Annotated in this window: 17 protein-coding genes; all 17 read right to left on the bottom strand. The window is 64.9% G+C overall.

All coding sequences use genetic code 11. From position 1 onward, the window contains the following. Nucleotides 1-6 precede the first annotated feature (6 nt). Nucleotides 7-1,179 (bottom strand): hypothetical protein, encoded by a 1,173-nt coding sequence (locus HY699_02145; GenBank protein ID MBI4514603.1) that lies wholly within the window; start codon nt 1,177-1,179, stop codon nt 7-9. Further along, nucleotides 1,176-2,210, bottom strand: a complete 1,035-nt coding sequence (locus HY699_02140) for a glycosyltransferase (GenBank protein MBI4514602.1) — start codon at nt 2,208-2,210, stop codon at nt 1,176-1,178. Before HY699_02140 ends, HY699_02145 begins: the two co-directional genes overlap by 4 nt. A 93-nt stretch (nt 2,211-2,303) precedes the next feature. After that, a complete protein-coding gene (locus HY699_02135; protein MBI4514601.1) occupies nt 2,304-3,491 on the bottom strand; it encodes a glycosyltransferase in 1,188 nt (395 codons plus the stop codon). A gap of 39 nt (nt 3,492-3,530) precedes the next feature. Beyond that, complete coding sequence (locus HY699_02130; GenBank protein MBI4514600.1) at nt 3,531-4,544, bottom strand: acyltransferase; 1,014 nt, start codon at nt 4,542-4,544, stop codon at nt 3,531-3,533. Nucleotides 4,545-4,720: 176 nt separating this feature from the next. Then, complete coding sequence (locus HY699_02125) at nt 4,721-6,115, bottom strand: hypothetical protein (GenBank protein MBI4514599.1); 1,395 nt, start codon at nt 6,113-6,115, stop codon at nt 4,721-4,723. A 15-nt stretch (nt 6,116-6,130) separates the two neighbouring features. Further along, the gene (locus HY699_02120; protein ID MBI4514598.1) at nt 6,131-7,198 is read right to left on the bottom strand and encodes a class I SAM-dependent methyltransferase; all 1,068 of its coding nucleotides are present in this window, start codon (nt 7,196-7,198) and stop codon (nt 6,131-6,133) included. Next, a complete protein-coding gene (locus tag HY699_02115; GenBank protein ID MBI4514597.1) occupies nt 7,155-8,129 on the bottom strand; it encodes a GDP-mannose 4,6-dehydratase in 975 nt (324 codons plus the stop codon). The genes HY699_02120 and HY699_02115 overlap by 44 nt, the downstream gene beginning before the upstream one ends. A gap of 83 nt (nt 8,130-8,212) precedes the next feature. After that, complete coding sequence (locus HY699_02110) at nt 8,213-9,301, bottom strand: glycosyltransferase family 2 protein (GenBank protein ID MBI4514596.1); 1,089 nt, start codon at nt 9,299-9,301, stop codon at nt 8,213-8,215. A gap of 42 nt (nt 9,302-9,343) precedes the next feature. Next, nucleotides 9,344-10,336, bottom strand: a complete 993-nt coding sequence (locus HY699_02105; protein MBI4514595.1) for a hypothetical protein — start codon at nt 10,334-10,336, stop codon at nt 9,344-9,346. A gap of 2 nt (nt 10,337-10,338) precedes the next feature. Further along, entirely contained in the window at nt 10,339-11,667 is a 1,329-nt protein-coding gene (locus HY699_02100) for a methyltransferase domain-containing protein (protein ID MBI4514594.1), read from the bottom strand. After that, a complete protein-coding gene (locus HY699_02095) occupies nt 11,651-12,763 on the bottom strand; it encodes an NAD-dependent epimerase/dehydratase family protein (GenBank protein MBI4514593.1) in 1,113 nt (370 codons plus the stop codon). Before HY699_02095 ends, HY699_02100 begins: the two co-directional genes overlap by 17 nt. After that, nucleotides 12,760-13,599, bottom strand: a complete 840-nt coding sequence (rfbF, locus tag HY699_02090; protein MBI4514592.1) for a glucose-1-phosphate cytidylyltransferase — start codon at nt 13,597-13,599, stop codon at nt 12,760-12,762. Before rfbF ends, HY699_02095 begins: the two co-directional genes overlap by 4 nt. Continuing rightward, nucleotides 13,596-15,122: a hypothetical protein gene (locus tag HY699_02085; protein MBI4514591.1), complete on the bottom strand. Its 1,527-nt coding sequence runs from the start codon at nt 15,120-15,122 to the stop codon at nt 13,596-13,598. The genes rfbF and HY699_02085 overlap by 4 nt, the downstream gene beginning before the upstream one ends. A gap of 24 nt (nt 15,123-15,146) precedes the next feature. Further along, nucleotides 15,147-16,376 (bottom strand): glycosyltransferase family 4 protein, encoded by a 1,230-nt coding sequence (locus HY699_02080; GenBank protein MBI4514590.1) that lies wholly within the window; start codon nt 16,374-16,376, stop codon nt 15,147-15,149. A gap of 10 nt (nt 16,377-16,386) precedes the next feature. Then, nucleotides 16,387-17,583 (bottom strand): glycosyltransferase family 4 protein, encoded by a 1,197-nt coding sequence (locus tag HY699_02075; protein MBI4514589.1) that lies wholly within the window; start codon nt 17,581-17,583, stop codon nt 16,387-16,389. 50 nt (nt 17,584-17,633) lie between these two features. Continuing rightward, entirely contained in the window at nt 17,634-18,479 is an 846-nt protein-coding gene (locus HY699_02070) for a class I SAM-dependent methyltransferase (protein MBI4514588.1), read from the bottom strand. Between the two features lie 179 nt (nt 18,480-18,658). Continuing rightward, entirely contained in the window at nt 18,659-19,810 is a 1,152-nt protein-coding gene (locus tag HY699_02065; GenBank protein ID MBI4514587.1) for a glycosyltransferase, read from the bottom strand. Nucleotides 19,811-19,814 lie beyond the last annotated feature (4 nt).

The raw sequence follows: 19,814 nt of genomic DNA, 5'->3' as shown, positions 1-19,814 counted from the left end.
GTTAGCTCAGGCAGGTTCCTTGCCGCCGCTGCCAATGGGGCTGAAGGGGCTGTCCGCAGCCGCCTCGAGCGGCCATTTGGGCGCGCGTAGCAGCTCGCCCCAGCGTAGTCTCAAGCCGGCGTACTCGAAGCGCTCACTCAGGCTGTGGTTGACGGCGGCAGCGAGCTGACGCAGCGCGGGACGAGCGGGACGGGCCGGCAAGCCATCGATGCGCTGCGCCAACCTGGCGAAGTACTGCTCGTCCCAGGCGCCTTCGTACGGGACGGTCATGGCATCCGGCAGTACGCGGGCGGCTTCCCCGACGCGGCTGGCGAGGATGTAGACGCCGGCCGCGAGATATTGCACCAGCTTGCCGCTGGTTCGGCACTGGCCGACCGCGTCGTTGGTCTGCGTCGACAGGCCGACATCGAAGCCGCGAATCTGTTCGTAAACCGCGTAGCCGTCGAACGGGGTTTCGAAGACGACGCGGTCCGCCACGCCCAGCTGCGCCGCCAGCTCGCGCAATCGCGGCACGCCGTTCCCGCGCACGATCAGGGCGCCGCGCACCTCGTCTCGTTTCGTTCGCGCAACCGCCTCGATGACATCGCGGCCGTAGCACCAGTTCAGGCGCTCGTTCCACACGGCAGAACCAATTACGCCCACGACCAGGTGCGCCGCGCTCCATCCCCACCGGCGCCTGCTCTCATCGCCATTCGCGGCGGGCAGCTGCGCGCTATCGAACCCGTCCGGTATCACCACTACGGGCTTGCGGCTGAGCGAGCGCACTCGCTCGGCAAGGCCTGAGGATCGGGCTACGACGGTTGTGGCGAGAAGGTAACCGGTCTTCTCCAGCAGCGATCCCAGCGTGCCGCCGATCAGGTTACCCCGCGCCAGCTTTGCCCGCAGTGGACCAACCGCATCTCCGCTGTCGAGGATGAACTGGCTGCCCCACAGGAGGCGACCGACCAGGGCACCGCAGACGACCGCGAGCGCGTTATCGATGCCGTAAACGGTCTCGGGTCGTTCGCGGGCAACCGCGCCGCAGAACCCGGCGATGGCCTTGAGACGGCCTTGCTCTCGGTGCAGGACCTTCGCCGGCGCGGCCGCACGCGCGACTTGCAACCCGCGCTCACTCAGCGCAGTACCCGCCGGGCTGTTGACGAATACCAGGATATTTCCTGCCGCAGGCGTCATCGTCATAGATTGGCGGCAATCGTTTGCGCGCGCTCGGTGTACTGGTGGCCGGCAGCGAGCGCGAGCGCGTTCTTTCGTAGCCGTGCGGCCCAAGGCCGGTCGCCCCGGATCCGCTCGATCTTGTCATCGATCTCCGCCGGCTCGCGGTAGTAGAGCGCTGCTTGATCTTCGGGAAAGAACTCGGCTTGCTCGGCCGTGTAGGTCGACAGCATGAGGCCGCCGCTGCCGGTGATCTCGAAGGTGCGCATGTTGTGTCCGGGCATGTTGAGGTCGTCCACGACGTTCAGCGCCAGGGCCGCGCTCGAGTAAAGCGCGGCGCAATCGGCGCCGAATACCGCTCCCTGGTGAATGCGCGCTTGCCCGTTGAGGGCTGCTGCTGCGCGCTGCCAACGACTTCCCCACAGTGCCACGGAGTGCTGGCGTACTGCGCCGATGTGCGCTTGGCGTTTCTCGCAGTGCTGGCCGATAAAGATCACTTCGTGACGTGTGCCGCATTCGGCACAAGCCGCCGGGGTCAGCGGTCGTGAGATCTCCGGATCGACGGCAAACGGCAAGTAGCCCGCCGCCACCCCGTCGGTGACCAAGCGCTGAGCCATGCCGCGCTCCCAGATCCAGACTTGCGTGTACTCGCGCAGGACTGCGATTAGATCGCGCCGTTGGGTGGATGACTTGCGAGGATTCCACGGCACGCCACAATAGGGATTGTCGGCGTAGTAGTTCACGAACGGCACGCCCAGCTCTCGCCGCACCCGGGCAACGGTCTCGGCGTGCAGGTAGGTGCCCTTCACCGTCAGCACGAACCGCGGCCGCACACAGCGGATGATCTCGCACGTGCTGCGGTTCATCCGCTCCCATAACACGCGGCGCAGCAGGCGGCGGACGAAGCGATTGCCTGGCCCGGGCCCCGCCTCGAAGTAGGCGCGGTCGGAGTCGAAGCGGAACACCTCGTAGCCCAGCCGCTCGAAGGCGCGGGCAAAGCTCTCCGGGAGCTGTCCGGGGCCGAATGGGCCAATCAACAAGACCCGCCTGTTCGACATCGTGCGTTCCTCGAACACTGACAGTGATCCAACGGCAGGGTCGCCGGTGCGACGTACGCTAGCACGACGGCGTTGGCCGCCTGCGTGACGCCATCACGGGCGTGCCCCATCGTTCATCCGCTGCATGACCGCGGCAAACTCCCTTTCGTAGTTCCACTCCGCCAGAATTCTCTCGCGACCGCGCTGCCCCATCGCTCGCGTCTCGCCCTGGTGCGCCAGGAACCAACGCAGCGCCTCCGCCACACTCCTCGGGTTTTGCGGATCGCACGCCCGGCCGTATCCCGGCTCAACGTAACATTCCCGCCAGTCCGGCAGATCGGACACCAGCAGCGCGAGGCCGCAAGCGAGATACTCGAACGGCTTGTTGGACGCTCCAGCCATGTGCCGGTGGTTTACGTCGTTTGACGCGGTCGGCATGAAGGCCAGCCCCACATGACACTCCGACGCCAAGCCAAACAGCCGCTCGCGCGGAACCGCACCCAGGAATTCCACGCGGTCTGAAATTCCCAGTTCGCGCGTTACCTCCTGGAGCCTGGCAACATAACCGGTATGCCCAATCGTCTCGTACCCGACGACTCGGAGTCTTACGCACCGCGGAGTGTTGGCGAGTGCAGTCAGTGTCGCTTCGGGGAGGCGTACTGGATTCACCGACCCGTGGAAGTACAGCAACAATCCATCACTGCTCGCACCGTGCGGCGCGAGCGGCGCCGCGGGGACGTCGCTGCGTAGGGGGCAATTCCACACCACCGCCGCTTGGCGGCGGCCGGTGGTGTGCGCAAACACTTCCGCCCGCCGCTGGTTCGGCAAGATGCACAGTTCCGCCCGCCGCGCCAGCTGGCGCCGGGTCCAGAGGCAGGCCCGCAGCAGGATTGATCGCTCGCTGCCATTGGGTGAGTCGTGCTCGTGATAGATCACCCGGAGGGGTGGCAGGTAACTGGCCACCAGTGCTGCGGGACATGCCAACAAGTCCGAAGCGTAGAGCCAACTGGGGCGCCACACGCACGTCATGAGAATAGTCCGGAAGCAAAACGCGAGGTAGTGAAGCTTCTGCCACCAGCCGGGTGGACAGTACTGTAGTTCGGTGACCTGTATTCCCGCGTCACCTTCCAACCGCAAACGCTCCGTGCCATAGGCTCCGACCGCAAGACACCTGACTTCCCAACCGCTCCGGACCAGCATCCGCGCGCTGTGAAGCAGCGGCGGATATCCTCCGGAGGCCGCATATTGCGCGTACAATACTCGGCGGCTCACGCCGCCGGACTGGGAGTGTTTCGCACCCATTGCAGAACGGATCATGCAGGCAGCGGCAGCGCGGCGATTTCACCCGTGCTGCAGAACCGCAGGCGAGTCAGAGGCGGTCTGTCCTGCTGAGTATCTGCCGCCACCGCCGGCATAGCGGAGGCCGGCGGCCGCACGCTGAGCGGGCTCTTCTACCAACCGATTCAGCAAGTAGGCGCCCGCGAGTGACACGAGCAACGCGACGACCGAGGCCGCGATCCCGTGGGCATTGGCAATCCGCCGGCTAGCCAGCGCCACTCGCTCACCCAAAGGAACATGGAGCAGGTACAGAGAGTAGGACACGTCGCCGAGCCAGCAGGCCAACGGGCTACGCAGCTGCAAGTACGCGATTGCGACGGCCGAGGCCGTGCCCACAAGCGCCACCAGGATCCCGAGCTTCAACCATGCGGCGCACGCCGCGATCGCCAACACGGCCGGGAAGATGCGCGGTGGGAGAAGCCCGACACGCAACTGGTAGACGATGATCCCGAGCGCGAACAGCGGTATCCAATGCGATACGCACAACTGGGAGGGGACCGTCACGCACAGTGCGCTCAGGAACGCGAACCCCGCCACCCGGACAATGGGCCGTGTGTGTGAGATCGCCGGAAACACGAGGCCGATCAGCAGATAATACTGGAACTCGATCGCGAGCGACCAATACGCTGGAACGATCCACTCAACGCCGAAGAGCGGCGCCAAGTAACCGACGTGCAGCAGCACGTCGCTCGCCGAGGTCTCGAACTGCCGGCCGCGGAAACCTGGAACCAGGTTGGTGGCGTAGCCGAGCGCGATGGCGACGGCGAGCGAAGCGAGGTAAGGGGGCTCGAGACGAATCAGCCGGCGGGCGATGAAACGCGGATAGTCTCGCAACTTGTAGCTTCCTTGGTGTAAGGCGTGCGGCAGAATGAATCCGGAAATGACGAAGAACACCTCGACGCCGAGCCAGCCGTAGGCGCTTATGGCCTTCACCCAACCGTCTCCAAGCATCCCCCCATTCTGGGTAAAGTGGAACCAAGCCACGGAAATGGCCGCGATACCGCGCAGTGCATCCACCGCTTGAATGCGCCCTGTCTTCGCCACTACGACCTCGACGCCCCCATCATCTCGAGCACAGGGGTCAACTCACGTCCGGTAATTCCAGGCCTCACGATCCCGCCGTCATCCCGTGAACTCGCAGCACTTGCCTCCGCGCCTTAGGCGCCTGCCCCGCGGATAAGCGTCGCACCCCTTCAAGCGCCGAGCCGGCCGGATTGAACTACCGTGGGAGCGCGCGCACCGGAGCGCAGCCGCTGGATCTGCGTCCTGCCGATCATGGCCAAAGCCACGGCAATCATGACCAGGTGCGTCTGAATCAGCGTAGAGACCGTGTGGGCGAAGTCCCGCTCACTACTGAAGGCGCACGAGGAGGCGAACACCGCCGTGACCACAGCCGCTATCCGTGGCGGCGTGTGTTTGTTCCAGCCGTCACAGAGCCCTACGACCAATCCCCAGAGTAAGCCCCCGAGCAGGACGTAGAGGGGCCCGCCCGCCTCGTAGAGATCGCCGGGCATCGAGGGCGCGATCGCGGCGGGCGATCCAGCGCCGTCTTCCACCCAGATCGACTGAGAGAAATCCAGCGCGCGCGTGCTGCCTTCCTTCTCCGGATTGAGGAGCCGCGGCACTAGGCCGCGCGTAAGAGAGCTCAGAAAGACCTCTCTATCGGAGTGCTCGAATGCACTCGGCACAAGATCGACCGTCAACAAGAAGGAGTCCAGCCCATGAAAGCGCCGCACCACCTTGACCCATGGCGATAACTCGGGATCCTCGCCCCAGCGGTTCCAACCGGTGTCGCTGAGCGCAGTCTCCATGTTCTTGCCGCTCCAGGCCAGCTCCCGCCCGACCTCGATGAGCGCGGTGCTGACCACGAGCAAGATCGCTGTCGCCAGTGCTAGCGTAGAGAGCCGAAAGCGTCTGCCGGCGAAGACGGCGGCTAGGAACGGCACCAGCACAATGAGCACCAGGTGCTCGCGATACGGGCTGAACCAGGCGTGCAACACGCCCGGCAGCAACACCAGCCAGCGCAGCGTCGAGCCTTTGCCCGTGTGCAGATACTCCCACCACACCAGCGTAGCGGGGACCGTCCACAGCCGCCCAACCGTGACCAGGGGGGTAAACAAGGCGGCGACCGTTTCGATCGGGCCATACGCCAGCAGCAGGCAGAGCGAAGCCGCCACGGTTACTGCCGGCGCAGATGACATTGCAGCGGGCGGCGCGACGGCGGTGAGGGCGCGGTACGGCCCGCTGCTCCGGCGGCGCACTCCGCAGGCAAAGCCGATGCACAGGCTCATCCAAAAGCCCACGGTCAGCAGCAGCGTATCGTTGATGACGCGCGCCGGACGATTGGCGAGCCGGTAGGTCGCGTTGCCGAACGTAACACTGTCGTAAGCGAGGATGGCGAAGCGCAGGACAAAATCGACGCCGAAACCGAGCCAGACACAGCCGAACAGCGACATCGGCACGGCCCAGAGACCGGCGCGGCGCCAGGCGGGGCACAATCTCAGGCTCGCAGCCCAGCCAACGCCGAGAGCGCCGGCGAGCGCCCAGGTGTATGCGTCTGCAGCCAAACCGAAGTAATTGGCGCTCATCACCGCAACTCGCCCTCAGACGGCGCACACGCCGCCTGCTGCTGAGACCAGTTTCACCGCCGTAACCCGCACGACATCGCCCCCCTCTCGATCGCAGAGGGAGCGGAGGCAGAAACGCCATGCCTGAAGTGCAACCGCAGCACGCCCGCTCCCGCGCACGCGGGAGCGCCACAGCTGCCAGTGATTCCGCCACAGCGTGGCGTAGCCAACCGAGGCCACTCTGAAGCCATGCTTGCCAAGGAGAGCGGTAAGAGCAGCAGCATCGAAGAACCAGAAATGAATCGGGAGGAACAAGGCGCCCCACCCCTCCCCTTCTTGCTGCAAGCCCACTGCTCGTCCGTTGGGTACGGCAATGTGCACGCGCCCGCCCGGTTTCACGACCCGGCTCAGAGCTGCCACGGTTTGTGCGGGCTCGGGAAGATGCTCTAGGCTGTGGCACAAGATCGCCACATCGACCGAGTCCGGCGGCAACCCCAGGTCCTGCATCCGCCCGATGTGGATTGGGGTGCCGTGCTGCAACCCGTGCGCCGCCGCACGCGGGTCGAAATCCACGCCCTGCACCAGACAGCCACGCGACTGAAGGTAGCGCAGCACATCGCCGTAGCCGCAGCCGACGTCCAACACGCGTAGTGGCTGCGCACCCTCGAGTGGAACATTGATGTCGAAGACCGCGGCGGCGAGCCGGCGGGCGAGCGGGCGCAACGGGCGCAAGTGCTCGCCCCACCCGGGCGCTGTCGAGGAAACGTCCCGCAGCAGCTCCCACAACGCCTGCTTCACGCGCCCGCGCCGGCGCCCGGCATAGGCGCCGTAGTCGTCTTCGTAGTAGCGGTTGATCATCGCTGCTCCCGGCCGCGGATCAAGGCGCTGCAGCCCGCAGCGCGTACAGCGCACAATTGCCGTCCAGCCGCGTGGGGCATCGGAATGTGGCAGCACGAGCACCGCTTCTGCGCTTTGCGTCTCGCAAACGGCACACGCGGTGTGTTCCCAACCGCTGTCCGCCGTGCCGGCGGGCGCGCCAATTACCGCCGGCGGCTCGAGCTCAAGCGGCTTGGCGTTCGCGCCGGCGGTCGCCGATAACGTCATCGAGGATTCGGTTGAGGTCATAACGGGGGGCATAGCCGATGAGCTTGCGCGCACGTTGCAGGTCAGGGTCGCGGTCGCGCATGTCTTCGAAGGAGGCGCCAAAGACACTCTCGTACGGCACGTGCTGGATATCGAGGCGCGGATTCACTCGATCGCGCACGCGCTCGGCCAGGTGTCGGATCGAGACGCGCTCCTTGCCCCCGAGGTTGACGATCTCGGCGTTGAGCTGCGGCAAGCGGATCAGCTCGTAGAGCGCGGCGACGATATCGGCGACGTGGGCGAAACAGCGCGTTTGCCGGCCGTCGCCGTAGACCAGCAGCGGCCCGCCGCGCAACGCCTGGTCGACAAAGCGCGGGATGACCATGCCGTAGTGGCCCACTTGCCGTGGTCCGACGGTGTTGAACAATCGCGCGACGATCCCGGGCAGACCTTTCGACTCGACGTAGGCGCGTACGAGGAATTCATCGACCGCCTTGGAAATCGCATAAGCCCAGCGCGGCCGCGAGGTCGCGCCGTAGGTCACATCGTCCTCTTCCCGAAACGGGAGCTTGGCCGTCTTGCCGTACACCTCCGACGAAGAGGTTACCAGCACCCGCTTGCCATAGCGCACCGCGAACCGCAGCACCGCTTCCGTTCCGTTGATGTTGGTCTCGATCGTTCCCACCGGGTCGCGCACGATCAACTCAACACCGACCGCCGCCGCCAGGTGAAAGATCGCATCGCACTGGCGTCCAGCCTCAGTGAGGAGCGCCGGATCCTCGACCGAGCCGATGAAGTAGCTGAACGACGGCTGGCCGACGAGGTGGCGGATATTGTCGAAGCGGCCGGTGGAAAGGTTGTCCAGCACCACCACCGACTCGCCGGCACCCAGTAGGTACTCCGCGAGGTGACTGCCGATGAACCCGGCACCACCTGTGATCAGAAATCGCATAAGACCTCCTCGGCTCGTTGTGTGCGCAGCGCCAGCGGCCGTCCGCGCGGCCGCGGTGACGCAAGATAATGCCGTGCCTCTCGCTACGATGACGGCGCAGCGGGCCACCGGCGCAGGCGCCGCCCGCCCGCACCCCGAGCGGGCCAGCTCCCGGGCTCGGCGCCAGAGGCTACCGCACTGCCGCTCAAGAAGCGGTTTAGCCGGGACTCGTCCGGCCACTGTTGCGGGCTGCGTTCGAAGTTGATGCGCTCCTTCTCGAACACGATTGGGCGGCGGCGGACCTGATTGAAAATCGCCAGGATGTACTCCCCGATCACGCCGAGAAACAGCAATTGGACTCCACCAAAGAAGAAGATCGCAATGATCACGGTCGGCACTCCCGCCTGGCTGTGCACCAGGCCAAGCAGGGTCATGACCAGGATAGTAGCCGTGTATAGCAGACTCATGCCGGAGATTAGGCAGCCAGCCAGCAGGGCCATCCGTACCGGTGCGTGACTGAAGCTCATCAGCCCGTTCAGGCCCTGGTCGATGAGCTGAGTGAACCCGTTGCGCGAGACGCCGTGCTTGCGCGCGCGCCAGGTGTAGGGCACGCCAACGGCGCGAAAGCCGACCTCAAACGGCATCATGCGCATGAACGGCTGCGCGTCTTCGATCCTTCTCATCGCTTCGATGACGCGGCGGTCGACCAGCTGAAAGTCGCCGACGTTGGGCGGGTAATTGACGTACGAGAGCCGGCTCAGCAGCTGGTAGTACAGCCGCCGGCTGCTGCGCATCAGCAGGCTCTCTTCCCGCTGGGCGCGGATGCCGTAGACGATCTCGTTGCCGGCTTCCCAATAACGCACGAAAGTGGCGATGAGCTCGGGCGGGTCCTGCAAGTCCGCCGGCATGAACAGGATCACCGCATCGCCGGTGGCGCTCATGACGCCATTGTAGTTGCTCCGCAGGATCCCGAAGTTGCGCGCATTCACGATCACCTTTACGCTGGCGTCCGTCGCTGCGATCTCGCGCAGTATCTGGAGCGTGCGGTCGGTCGACGAGTTGTCACAGAAAATGTGCTCTCGCTTGTAATCACCTAGTTCCGCGTCCATGACCCGCTTGACTTCGTCGTAGCACTCGCGAATCGATGCCTCCTCGTTGAAGCACGGCGTCACTATGCTGATGGTCTTGGCCATGTCGCGATTACCCCCAAAATGTGAGACCGACAGCTCTTGCTTTCACTGCAAGGTTCCAGGAACTCGCTGCTGCTCATTGAGTTGTCGGCCCGAGCCGAGGTCGGTGGGGCAAAAAGCGGATACGGCCTCCGCCTTCGCCCAGAGCCAGTTCACTCGCGAGTAGAGCTGGTAAAACGCACTGGCATCTTCCGCCCGGAACGTCCCGAGCAGTCGTTTCAGGACGGCGACCCGACGGTCGAGCGTAACCGCCGGCCCCGTTGGGAGGGCCATTGCAAACGGGTCGCCCAGGTCCACCAGCCGCCGGCTTACCCCGCCGGATTCAAGCTCGATCACGAAACAGCGTTCCACCGATCTGCTATCGAGCTGCACGACGCAGGTTGGCAACCCCGGACCCGAAAACATTGCCTCCCACTTCTCCAGCTCCTCGCGTGTCCGGCCATAGACTGAGGAGTCGCCGACCTCGACGTAGCCTAGTCGGGCAAGGAGCGCGACGACGTGAACACCGAAAAAACGCACCACTCCCCCGCCCTCTGACGCACGACGCTTCCAGCTGGCGACGTCGTGAGCGAAGTGGTGCGCCATAAAGCGCCAGGCGATACGCAGGCAGCATGAGGGGCCCCCGAGTTCTTTTCGCTCAATCAGGCTCCGTGCCCAGTCCGTCTCCAAGAACGTATAGCCCAATCGGAAGGCCTTCCCAGATCGGCGGAGCTGGTCGAGGATTTCATCCGCCGCGCGCGGGTGCACAGCAAGCGGCTTCTCCAGAACTAAGGTCCCGAGCGCCGGACGACGCGAACACTCAGCAACGATCTGTCGTTGGACGGCTGGCCGCGTGGCGATGACGACGCCGCTCGCGGCCGCTAGGGCCGCCTCCGCATCCGGAGCCCAGCGGATGGCGTCCAAGTATCCACGCAGCTCGGGCCTAGCCAGCACCTTCGGCTCATAGCTCCGCGGTAGCAGCACCGGCAGGCCGAGGCCGTCGACCAAGGCGGGAAGATAGCCGTAGAGCCCGAATCCTGACCCGACAATCGTAAACAAGGCTACCTCCTGCTGAGAGACGGTGGACTTGCCAAGTCAGAGCGCTCATCAACCCCGCTCAGATCCAGCGGGGTGCGCGGCGGCCGTCTCGAAGCCGGGTCGATGGGAAGATCGCTGGGATCCAAGATGTCGACGACCTCTCCCCGATACCGGTGCTCGCTCAGATACTGCCTGATCTCGCCTGAGATGTGCCATGCCAGATTGAGGATGATCGGCGGCTTGGTTGCGAGCGCAAACAACTCCTCATCTGATCGAATAGGTATCCTCGTACCCGGCAGATAATGCCCGATCTTCATCGATCCGGGCTTCTCATAGACGACGGCGATCGAAGCCTCGTCTAGCGCCAGCATCTTGACAAGAATCGCCGCCCGGCCGGGAAACGCCTTCGCGGAAAGCGGCCCGTGCTTAGCGACCAGATACACCAGGCGCCGGCCGGCGATGGTCCTCCAGCTCGACGCGTTCGCCCGCAGGTCAGCAAAGCGCTGGACGAACGACGCCTCGTTCGCCAGCGCCGCGGCCACTGCGGGGCCGATCCGGTCCGGAAATCGTTGCCCCATGAAGACTCGGATGTTGCCACCGTAGCGGGACGGGAACTCTACTGCGCCCACGCCGCTCTCCAAGCTCCTGGCGATGTGCAAGAATGAGCACACGCTGTAGGTCCGGGGATGCTCGTGGTAGAAGGTGTCAAACTGGCTACGATCGAGAATGGCTCCGAGATAGTGGTTCTCGATGACAAGAACGGTCTTGGCAGACATCAGCATCTTCAACGCGCGAATAACGCCGGGCAAGTTCTCGATATGAGCAAAGACGTTTGTGAACGTAATAATATCAGGACAGCCATGATCTCGGAGAATGACCTCAGCCGACTCCTCGGTGAAGAACGCGTTGTAAAGCTGGTGACCGCGATTGAGCCCGTCGGCACAGGCGCCGGTCGGCTCGATGCCGATTGTCCGGCATCCTTTGCGCGCAAAGACATCCAGCAGGCTGCTGTCGTTACAACCGATGTCCAGCACGAGCTTGCCGTTCAGCGGCCCGAGCTGCCGTTCGCAGGACTCCACCAGCGCCTCCATTCCTCGCAGCACGTCCGCGGTAAAACGCGATCGGTAGTGATACGACTTCCGGAACAGCTCGCGATTAGGCACCTGGAAGCGCTGATGCGCGGTGGCGCAGCGCTCGCAAAAGAGTATCTCGATGGGGTACTCCCGGCAGAGGCGTGCGTCGCCGACCCGAACCAGATCGTCGCACAGGGGATGGCTACCGAGATCCAACACCGAGATCAGGCCGGCGCCGCCGCAGACCTCGCACCAGGTGACTTCAGTTGTCTCGAGCATCGGGATTGCGCTCATGCCGAGCGGACGCGCTCCGCGAATCGGCGCCTGCGAATGACCGTTGGTGGGCGCTGCTGCGCAGTGTCCGTGCCGGTTGTGCCGCCGGCGCCTGCTGCTGCCCCGTGTCGCCGAAGAATCGTCGATACCAGTCGATGGTGGCATCCAGGCCCTGATCGAGGGTGAACAGCGGCGTCCATCCGAGCAGCTCACGGGCCCTGGCCGCGCTGAGATACTGGCGGGGGATCTCGTTGCTGGCCTGGTTGCGAATCAGCGGTTCGAGACCGGAGGCCAGCGATGATTGGATCCGCTGCACCAGCTCCAGCACCGTGAGCTGCAGCTCGTTGGAGAAATTGAACGCCAAGCCGGCCAGATCTGGGCTGGTGGCGAACCGCTCCGCCAGCAGCATGTACGCCGCCGTTGCATCCTCCACGTAGAAATAGTCCCGCACCTGTTTACCGTCTGAGCGGATGACCGGCCGCTCGCCGCGCAGGAGCGAGCGAATCGTGCCCGGAACGATGCGGTTCCAGTTGAGGTCGCCGCCTCCATATAGATTGCCACAGCGCGTGATCACGACCGGGAGGCGATAGGTCACGGCGTAGCTTTGGGCGATCAAATCCGCGCACGACTTGCTCACATCGTACGGGTGCCGGCCCTGCAGTGGGGCGTCCTCAGTGTACGGCAGCTCCTTGCTGTCGCCGTATGCCTTGTCCGACGAGGCTACAACCACGCGCCCGACAGTGGCACTGCGCCGGCACGCCTCCAGGAGTGCCCAGGTCCCCTGAATGTTGCTGGCAAAGGTGGAGACGGGGTTGCGGTTCGCGATCGTGACAATGGTTTGTGCCGCGAGGTGAAAGACGGTGTCGATCTCGTATTCACCCAACGCCCGTTCGAGAAGGACCTGGTCGCAGACGTCGCCGCGCACGACCGTCGCGCTGTCGAGGAAATTGCTGCGCACCAGCTCGGATTGCGGCACCCAATCGCGAATGACACAGACCACCTGAGCCCCGGCCGCGAGCAGCCGGCGGACCAACCAGCTGCCGAGCAAGCCGGTTGCGCCGGTGACCAGGGTTGGACGATCGGTCCAGAACGCACTATTCATTGGAGCCTGCTGGTCTGGGAGACACTGTTCCATTCGGCTGTCCAACGCAGTCGTGGGGCGGAGGACCACACCGCCCACGGGGCCTTGCCGCTGCTCCACAGTTCATTGAGGTACTGGTACTCGCGATAGGTATCCATCGCGTAGAAGAAGCCGTCGTGGCGATAGGCCATGAGTTGTTCTTCCCGCGCCAGCTGCTCCAGCGGCTGTTGCTCCAACACGCAGTCATCGCCGCCGAGGTAGTCGAACACGCCGCGCTCGAAGACAAAGAAGCCAGCACTGACCCAGCCGTCCACGTCTGGCTTCTCTTTGAAAGACAAGACGCGACTCGCCGCGTCGGTGTCGACTACGCCGAAGCGCGAGGTCGGACGAACCGTAGTCACGGTGGCCATGCGGCCATGGGCACGATGAAAGTCGAGGAGTGCCCGGACATCGAGATCGGCAACCCCGTCGCCGTAGGTCACCATGAATGTGCTGTCATGGACGTACCCCTGCAGCCGCCGCAAGCGCCCCCCTGTCATCGTGTGGGCGCCGGTATCAGCCAGCGTCAGCAAGAAGTCCTGCTCGTTGTGGGCACCGTGGTAATTGACGGTGTTGTGGCGCCCGAGGCAAATGGTGAAGTCGTTGTTCATCGCCTCGTAGTTGAGGAAGTACTGCTTGATCATGTTGCCGCGGTAACCCAGAGCGAGAATGAATTCGTGAAACCCGTAGTGGGCGTAGAGTTTCATGATGTGCCAGAGAATCGGGCGCCCACCGATATCGACCAAGGGCTTGGGCCGAAATTCCGTCTCTTCTCGCAACCTGGTGCCAAGACCGCCACAGAAGATGACCAGTTTCATGTGCGTTCCTCCGCTTGTACGCGCTCCGTTAGGCTGCCGTTTCTGAGTCCGAAGAGAACCACCGGATAGCGCCGGCCGAACTCCCGCCGCCATTCGTGCTCCACGGGGACAAGACCGCTCTTCCACACGTCCACCCACACGATCTCCAGCCCACCGGTAGGCTCGCCCGGTTTCCACCACTGCACATCCAACGCCGTCTCGACGTAGCCGAACGCCGGCTCGCTGAGAGCGAAATGCGCCGGCCAGTCGGCGCCGATACTTGCCGCGCTCCCGTTCGCTTGCAGGAACTTGATCGCTTCCCCTTGGGTCTCGACGAATTCTTTCATCCATGCCGGCTTGCTGTCGATTCCACGGCCGAAGCCCGGGATCTTAGCGGCGATCTTGGTTTCGTAACCGTATAGCCCGGGGGCCAGATCGTGCGATATCAAAACCCCTTGCACGATCGCGGCCGCCGCGCACAAAGCAGAAACCGACGACCGGCTCTGGAGCAGCCACAGCGCGGTCAGCCACGCCACGGGCATCGCCAGTGGCACCAAGTAGCGCTGCAGGCTCACTGCCCCAAACACCGTTGCGACGAACAGGACTCCGATCATCGCCAGGGCAAGAGGCTGAACAATGACCTGCCTCTGCTCACGCCCGCCGGCGCCGGCAGACGCGCCCCCCTGGCTTCCTCTTCCGGCGCGGAGCCAGCCGGCTAGAGGGAATACGATAGCCAGCGATAGTGCCCATCGCCCATCATAGACACACAGCTCGAGAAGATGGCGCAGCGCGCCGACTACCGGCAGTCTGACTAGGCCCCAAAGCGTAGTTGCTGAGGCGCTCAAGCTGCGCTGGTAGGTGCCGATATTCGGGCTCGGGTTCCCCTGTAACAGGCCGACGAGTATCGGTAACACCGGCAGCAGACTGAGCGCGCCCATGATCAAGGCAACCCGGCGGGGATGCGCGGCGGGATGGCGACGGTTCAGCCACAACATCGCGGGCAAGAAGCCGACCCCCGTCAGCTTCAAAGAGCACGCCACTCCGTAGCACACCACCGCCCAACGCCGATGGCCACGCCACCACAACACCAACGCCAGCAGCCCGAAGGTGGCAACGGGCAAGTCGTTGACGATCTGGCGGGCAGCCGCCGGCACGATCGGCCACGACGCGAACAGGCCCAGGGCCAGGATAGCGCTGGCTCGACCGCTGGTGGCTTCACAGACATAAAAGGCAGCCCCGCAGAGGACTGCTAGCATCAGCAGTTGCCAAGCGTGTGCTAGACCGACGAAGTGAGCTGGCCACAGGTAGTAGATCAGCCAATGGACGATGTACGCGTAGGGCGGGTGGGTGCCCGTCGCCAGGACATAGCCCCACTCGGGCGACGGCAGCGGGTGCGCAGCGAGGTCGCGCGCGCAATCGACCGTGGCGGTATCGTCCCAGAACAGCGGGGCACCAAGCCCATCGACAGCCCACCAAGCGAGATTCGCGATGGCTCCGCAGCAAACAGCTACGAGGATGTGCCGGGCAAGAGCGCGGGGTTGCATGGTGGCTACTGCGCGTCGTCGGAACTATTGGCGGTGTAAGGGCAGCACTACCCGATCTCCCGATCTTTCACCCAGACCGGCGACTCCGCGGGCGTGTCTGCCGACCCGGCCATCGTCCCGCTCGTGGAACAGCCCAATCAGCGCCCTCGCGACGGCCTCCGGGCAGAAGGATCGGTCGACACAACGACGCCCTTCCTCGGCAGCGCGGCGTCGCGCAGCGGGATCCTGGAGCAACTCGCTGACCTGCTCGACAATCTCGTCATCCGAGTTCGCCAGCCGAACCGGCGGGTCAGGGTCGGCCTCCAACCCCTCGAAGCCTTCGGAGTTGACGACCGCCGGAACTCCGTATGCCATTGCCTCCAGCACCTTCACTTTCATGCCGGTGCCGACGGGCGGCGCGTACACCAGCACGCTCAACCGGGAGAACGCCCCGGCCGGGCTGCGAAAACTGTCGAGGATTTCCACGTCACTGTCCCGCACCAAATGCCGCAGATAGTGTTCCGCCTGCCAACCTCCAACCACAAACCGTACTCCGGGCTGCGCCGCACGAATCCGTGGCACCAGATGTTCGAGGAAGTGTCTGGCCGCCCGACGACTGGGCGGCCAGAACATCGACCCGAGAACTCCCACGGTCGGGACCGCCGGCGCGGGCTGCCAATCATACAGCGCCGGGTCGATGCACAGGGGAATCACCCGAATGAGTCCGCCGACGCTCTCATTACGAAGCAGCCGTTCAAGGCGCTCGGAGACGACGCGGATTACCGGAACCCGGCGGCACGTCGACAACTCCGCCCTGCGTGCTTGGAGCTGTTCTCGCCAGCCGATGTCCGCTTCATCCCCTTCGCCAACCTCCAGATCGACGTAGCGAAGACACAGAAGCGAGAGCACGGTGCGCGGGTCGTTCTCGAGCGCCCGCGCGGCCGCAGGTTCCTCGGCCAGGATCACGTCGTAGTCTCGCGCCGCTTCCTGACGCGCCGCTCGTCCGAACTCTGACGCCGCCAGCTCCCAGCCGCCGCGCCAAAGACTGCGGAGTTTCCGCTCGACAAACGGCTTGGCCTCGGGCTGGTCAAGGAACCGGAAGTGAATCGTGGTGTGGCCGAAATACTCTAGCCCGTCGGCGCCGGGCCGCCGTACCGCGAGCACGGTTAGGTCGTGACCCAACTCCGCGAGCGCCTTCAACACCGGCCCGTAATAGCGCGCTGCCGTGTTGCTCCACGGATCGGGAGAGTCGGGAAGAAGAACTAGGATCTTCACAGCTGGCCTTTTATCGCGGCAACACATTGGTTGGCGCAATCGCTGCCGTTCGCACCCGCGAAGGCGCTCGCTCGACGATCTTGGCCGCTTGCGGCGCGGGCTGCGCCCCCAGATTCCGGTAGAGCGACAGATATCGCGCAATGACGTGTTCCCAACGAAAGCGGCTGGCCCGCCGCCAGCCCCGCTCGATCAAGCGGTAGCGCAGCTGTTCGTCAGCAAAGAGCCGATCCAGGCAATTCGCCAATGCGCTCGCGTCACCGGCGCGAAACACCAGTGCGGCGTCACCCACCACCTCGGGCAGCGCGCCGCCGTCGGAGACGACGGCCGGCACGCCCATCGCCATCGCTTCGACCGCTTGCAGGCCGAAACCTTCGTAGCGCGAAGGATACGCAAAGGCGGCGGCGCCGGCGTATAGACCGCGCACATCGTCCTCAGCGATTTCGCCGAGCACCCGTACGCAGCTCGCCAGGCCGTAACGGGCGACGCGCTCGTTGACTGGCTGCGACTCGCCTCGCGTCGAGCCGGCGATGAGGCAGGGAATGTCGCGCCGGCCCCAAGCGGCATAGGCGTCGACCAGCGTAACCACGTCCTTGCGGCGGTCCATCCCGCCGAGATAGAGGAGATACGGCCCCTCCAAGCCATAGTACCCGCGCACTCGCTCGCGCTCTGCTCGCGTGGCCCCCATGAAGAACCGGTCGTCAATGCCTTCGCCCGCAACCACGACGCGCGCGCCATCGAGGCTCCAAGTCTTCACGATGTCCCGCTTAGAGGTCTCCGACACCGTGGCGATCGCGGAGGCGCGGCGCATCGCGACGGCGTCGGCGTAGTACAGACGCAGGCGACTCCGCAGCGAGCCGGGGAAGTCCGGCGCAAACATGCGCTCGATGGCATCGTGCCGCGTGACCACCGTGGGACACGGCGCGAACGCACACAGGCCACGGTTCGAGGGCGCGTGCAGCACGTCAACTCCGCGGGCCGCCGCGCGCCGTGGCAACTCCCACTGCTCCCACACGACTTCCCGGCGCCCCGGCCAGATGCAGCGCCGTCCCGGCAGGTCGTCGTAGATCGGGGCAAGCGGCCGGCGCGCAAACAGCACGACCTCGGCACTGCCGGTCGCAGCCAGCGCGCGCACCAGCCCGGCGGCATAGCGCGACCAGCCACGTACGGCCGCCTGAGTCAGATCGTGAGCAATGATGCCGATTCGCATGAGTCGAACGAGAGGAGCCTATTGGTTGCCATACTTGTGCCGCAGGGCACTCAGCCGCAGCGCCGCGCGTGCACGTAGAGCGACGCGCCGATGTCCAGCGCTCCCGCCAGCGCGCGGTCCGGGACGACGGTGAACAGCTCGACCACCGGTGCCACCAGGCTGTGATAAAGCGCGAACGGCAGCCGCCAGCCGTTGAAGAGCCGGCCGAGCACCCGGTGCCGGCTGCGATAATCGAACAGATTCTGGAACATGACGTTGAAGCGCCGGGCGCCTTCCACCTGCAGCCCGGCCCCGGCGCAGGCAGCGAGCAGTTCGGACTTGGAGGCGAGGTTCTCGGAGAAGTGCCCCGCCTCGATCTGTTCGGCCTGGTAGCGTTCGCTGCGATAGCGCTGCCACAAGGCATCGCAGCTGCCGGCGATGTCAGCCACCGGCACGTGCAGCAGCACTCGCCCGCCGGGGCGGAGTAAGCGCGCCAGCGCCCGTAGCACCGAGGCATAATCACCCACGTGCTCGAGCACGTCGAACGCGAGCACCGCGTCGAAAGAGCGATCGTGAAACGGCAGCGCCGTGGCGCTGGCGCGATACCAGTAACCGGAAGGACACAACCGCCGGGCATGACTCACGCTGCGCTGCGAGACATCCACGCCGTGCGCTTCGACGCCGTACTCGCGCTGCAGGCTGCGCAGGAAAGTGCCGGTCGAACATCCGAGCTCCAGCACCCGCGCCCCTGGCTGCAGCTTCATCTTGCGCGCCTGACGAGCATGTTCACGGTAGGTGAGCAGCAGATCCGGAAAACGACCCAGGCGCGGCGCCAGCTGCGGGCTCAGGAGTTGGCCCGCCGCTTCCTTGCGGTCATAGATGTCTGCTTGTAGCGCGAGCTGTTGGAAGCAGGACATTGCGCTTTCTTGCCAAGCCCGACCGGCTCACTGACCTGAAACTCGACGGCGGTCTCGGCGCCATCGCCCGACCGCCATCGCTTCGCATGTCGATCCCTCTCCCCGCATCCTTTTGCGAAGAGAGGGCTGGGGTGAGGGGCTCAATTGGAAGCCGTCCCGGCCCTTTCGTTCACTTTGAGTTAGAACAGCCGCTCGATGGCCTTGGCGAGAGCGTCCCAGCGGTACGCCGCCAACTCCTTGTGTGTCGGCGGTGAGCTTCGCCGGCTTAGCCGCTCGTTGATCTCGCGGCACCAGTCGTTGACGGCCATCGACTTGCACGTCACCCAAGAGAGGTTGAGCTGGCGCAGGCCGCTGAGCGCGGATGCGAGGACGGGCTTGCCGTAGGCACCGTACTCGAGCGCCTTGATCGGCAGCGCTGCGTGGGTGAGGGCGTTTTCGGCAAAGGGGATCAGCCCGAGGTCGATCAGGCGGAAGTAGTGCTCGACACGCTCGCGCGGCACCCAGCCGCTGAAGATCAGACCGGGCACGCGTGCGTAGCGGGCGCGCAGCGCGCTCAGCCGCTCTCCCCCACCCACGATCAACAGCTGCGCTGTGCCGTCGCGCTCACGGAGCTGGTGCAGCACGCGCACCATGAAATCCACGTCGACCCAGCCGTCGAGGCTGCCGATGTAGCCGATGACCCGACCGGGGTGCAGGCCAAGTTCCGCCCGCAGGCGCGCCGTCCTCGCCTCATCTACGGGCATCGGCGGGGGCTGGAAGCCATTCGGGATCACGGTGGCGTCCTTCCCGTATCGGCCGCGACACACCTCCCGCAGGTACGGGGTAACAGCGATCACATGATCCGCCTTAGCGATCTCTCGGCGGATGACATCGTCGGTGCGCTCCGCCTCTTCGGGGTGGCCATAGAGCTGACAGCCACCGGCGTGATCATCGACCAGGTCGTAGAGGTAGCGATAGCCTCCCGGCGGTATTTCCGCGCCCAGGCATCCCGGCGTCGCGGCGTCCCCCAGATAGGAGGCGTTGATGACCGCATCGAAGTGGAAACGCTTGAGCACCGACCGAATTGCCCAGCTGGTTACTCCGCCCTGCAGCGCCGGCAGATGATAGTATCCGGGCATGGTGAGCCAGTGCCAGCCGCCGGGCCACGGCTCGATGTTCGTCCACAGCGCACCGGCGTGGAAGCGCAGTTTGTCGAGCAGGCCGCGGGCCCCGTTCAAGACCGGAGGACGCGCCACGTACACCTCGTGCGAGCGCGCCCAGCAGCGCGCCAACTCGATCTCGCGCACGACCAAGTGCGACGAATAGGCGTGCGGTATGACCAGCAGCTTCATATCA

Source organism: Deltaproteobacteria bacterium (assembly GCA_016210005.1).
Taxonomy (GTDB): domain Bacteria; phylum Desulfobacterota; class Binatia; order HRBIN30; family JACQVA1; genus JACQVA1.
The sequence above is the reverse complement of the archived record's forward strand: the minus strand, read 5'-3'. Positions and strand labels throughout refer to the sequence as shown.

What these genes read in the sequence shown, in the direction of transcription:
- HY699_02145 (MBI4514603.1), bottom strand. Translation starts at nt 1,179, where the DNA reads ATGACGATGACGCCTGCGGCAGGAAATATCCTGGTATTCGTCAACAGC.
- HY699_02140 (MBI4514602.1), bottom strand. Translation starts at nt 2,210, where the DNA reads ATGTCGAACAGGCGGGTCTTGTTGATTGGCCCATTCGGCCCCGGACAG.
- HY699_02135 (MBI4514601.1), bottom strand. Translation starts at nt 3,491, where the DNA reads ATGGGTGCGAAACACTCCCAGTCCGGCGGCGTGAGCCGCCGAGTATTG.
- HY699_02125 (MBI4514599.1), bottom strand. Translation starts at nt 6,115, where the DNA reads ATGAGCGCCAATTACTTCGGTTTGGCTGCAGACGCATACACCTGGGCG.
- HY699_02120 (MBI4514598.1), bottom strand. Translation starts at nt 7,198, where the DNA reads ATGACGTTATCGGCGACCGCCGGCGCGAACGCCAAGCCGCTTGAGCTC.
- HY699_02115 (MBI4514597.1), bottom strand. Translation starts at nt 8,129, where the DNA reads ATGCGATTTCTGATCACAGGTGGTGCCGGGTTCATCGGCAGTCACCTC.
- HY699_02110 (MBI4514596.1), bottom strand. Translation starts at nt 9,301, where the DNA reads ATGGCCAAGACCATCAGCATAGTGACGCCGTGCTTCAACGAGGAGGCA.
- HY699_02100 (MBI4514594.1), bottom strand. Translation starts at nt 11,667, where the DNA reads ATGCTCGAGACAACTGAAGTCACCTGGTGCGAGGTCTGCGGCGGCGCC.
- HY699_02095 (MBI4514593.1), bottom strand. Translation starts at nt 12,763, where the DNA reads ATGAATAGTGCGTTCTGGACCGATCGTCCAACCCTGGTCACCGGCGCA.
- rfbF (MBI4514592.1), bottom strand. Translation starts at nt 13,599, where the DNA reads ATGAAACTGGTCATCTTCTGTGGCGGTCTTGGCACCAGGTTGCGAGAA.
- HY699_02085 (MBI4514591.1), bottom strand. Translation starts at nt 15,122, where the DNA reads ATGCAACCCCGCGCTCTTGCCCGGCACATCCTCGTAGCTGTTTGCTGC.
- HY699_02075 (MBI4514589.1), bottom strand. Translation starts at nt 17,583, where the DNA reads ATGCGAATCGGCATCATTGCTCACGATCTGACTCAGGCGGCCGTACGT.
- HY699_02070 (MBI4514588.1), bottom strand. Translation starts at nt 18,479, where the DNA reads ATGTCCTGCTTCCAACAGCTCGCGCTACAAGCAGACATCTATGACCGC.
- HY699_02065 (MBI4514587.1), bottom strand. Translation starts at nt 19,810, where the DNA reads ATGAAGCTGCTGGTCATACCGCACGCCTATTCGTCGCACTTGGTCGTG.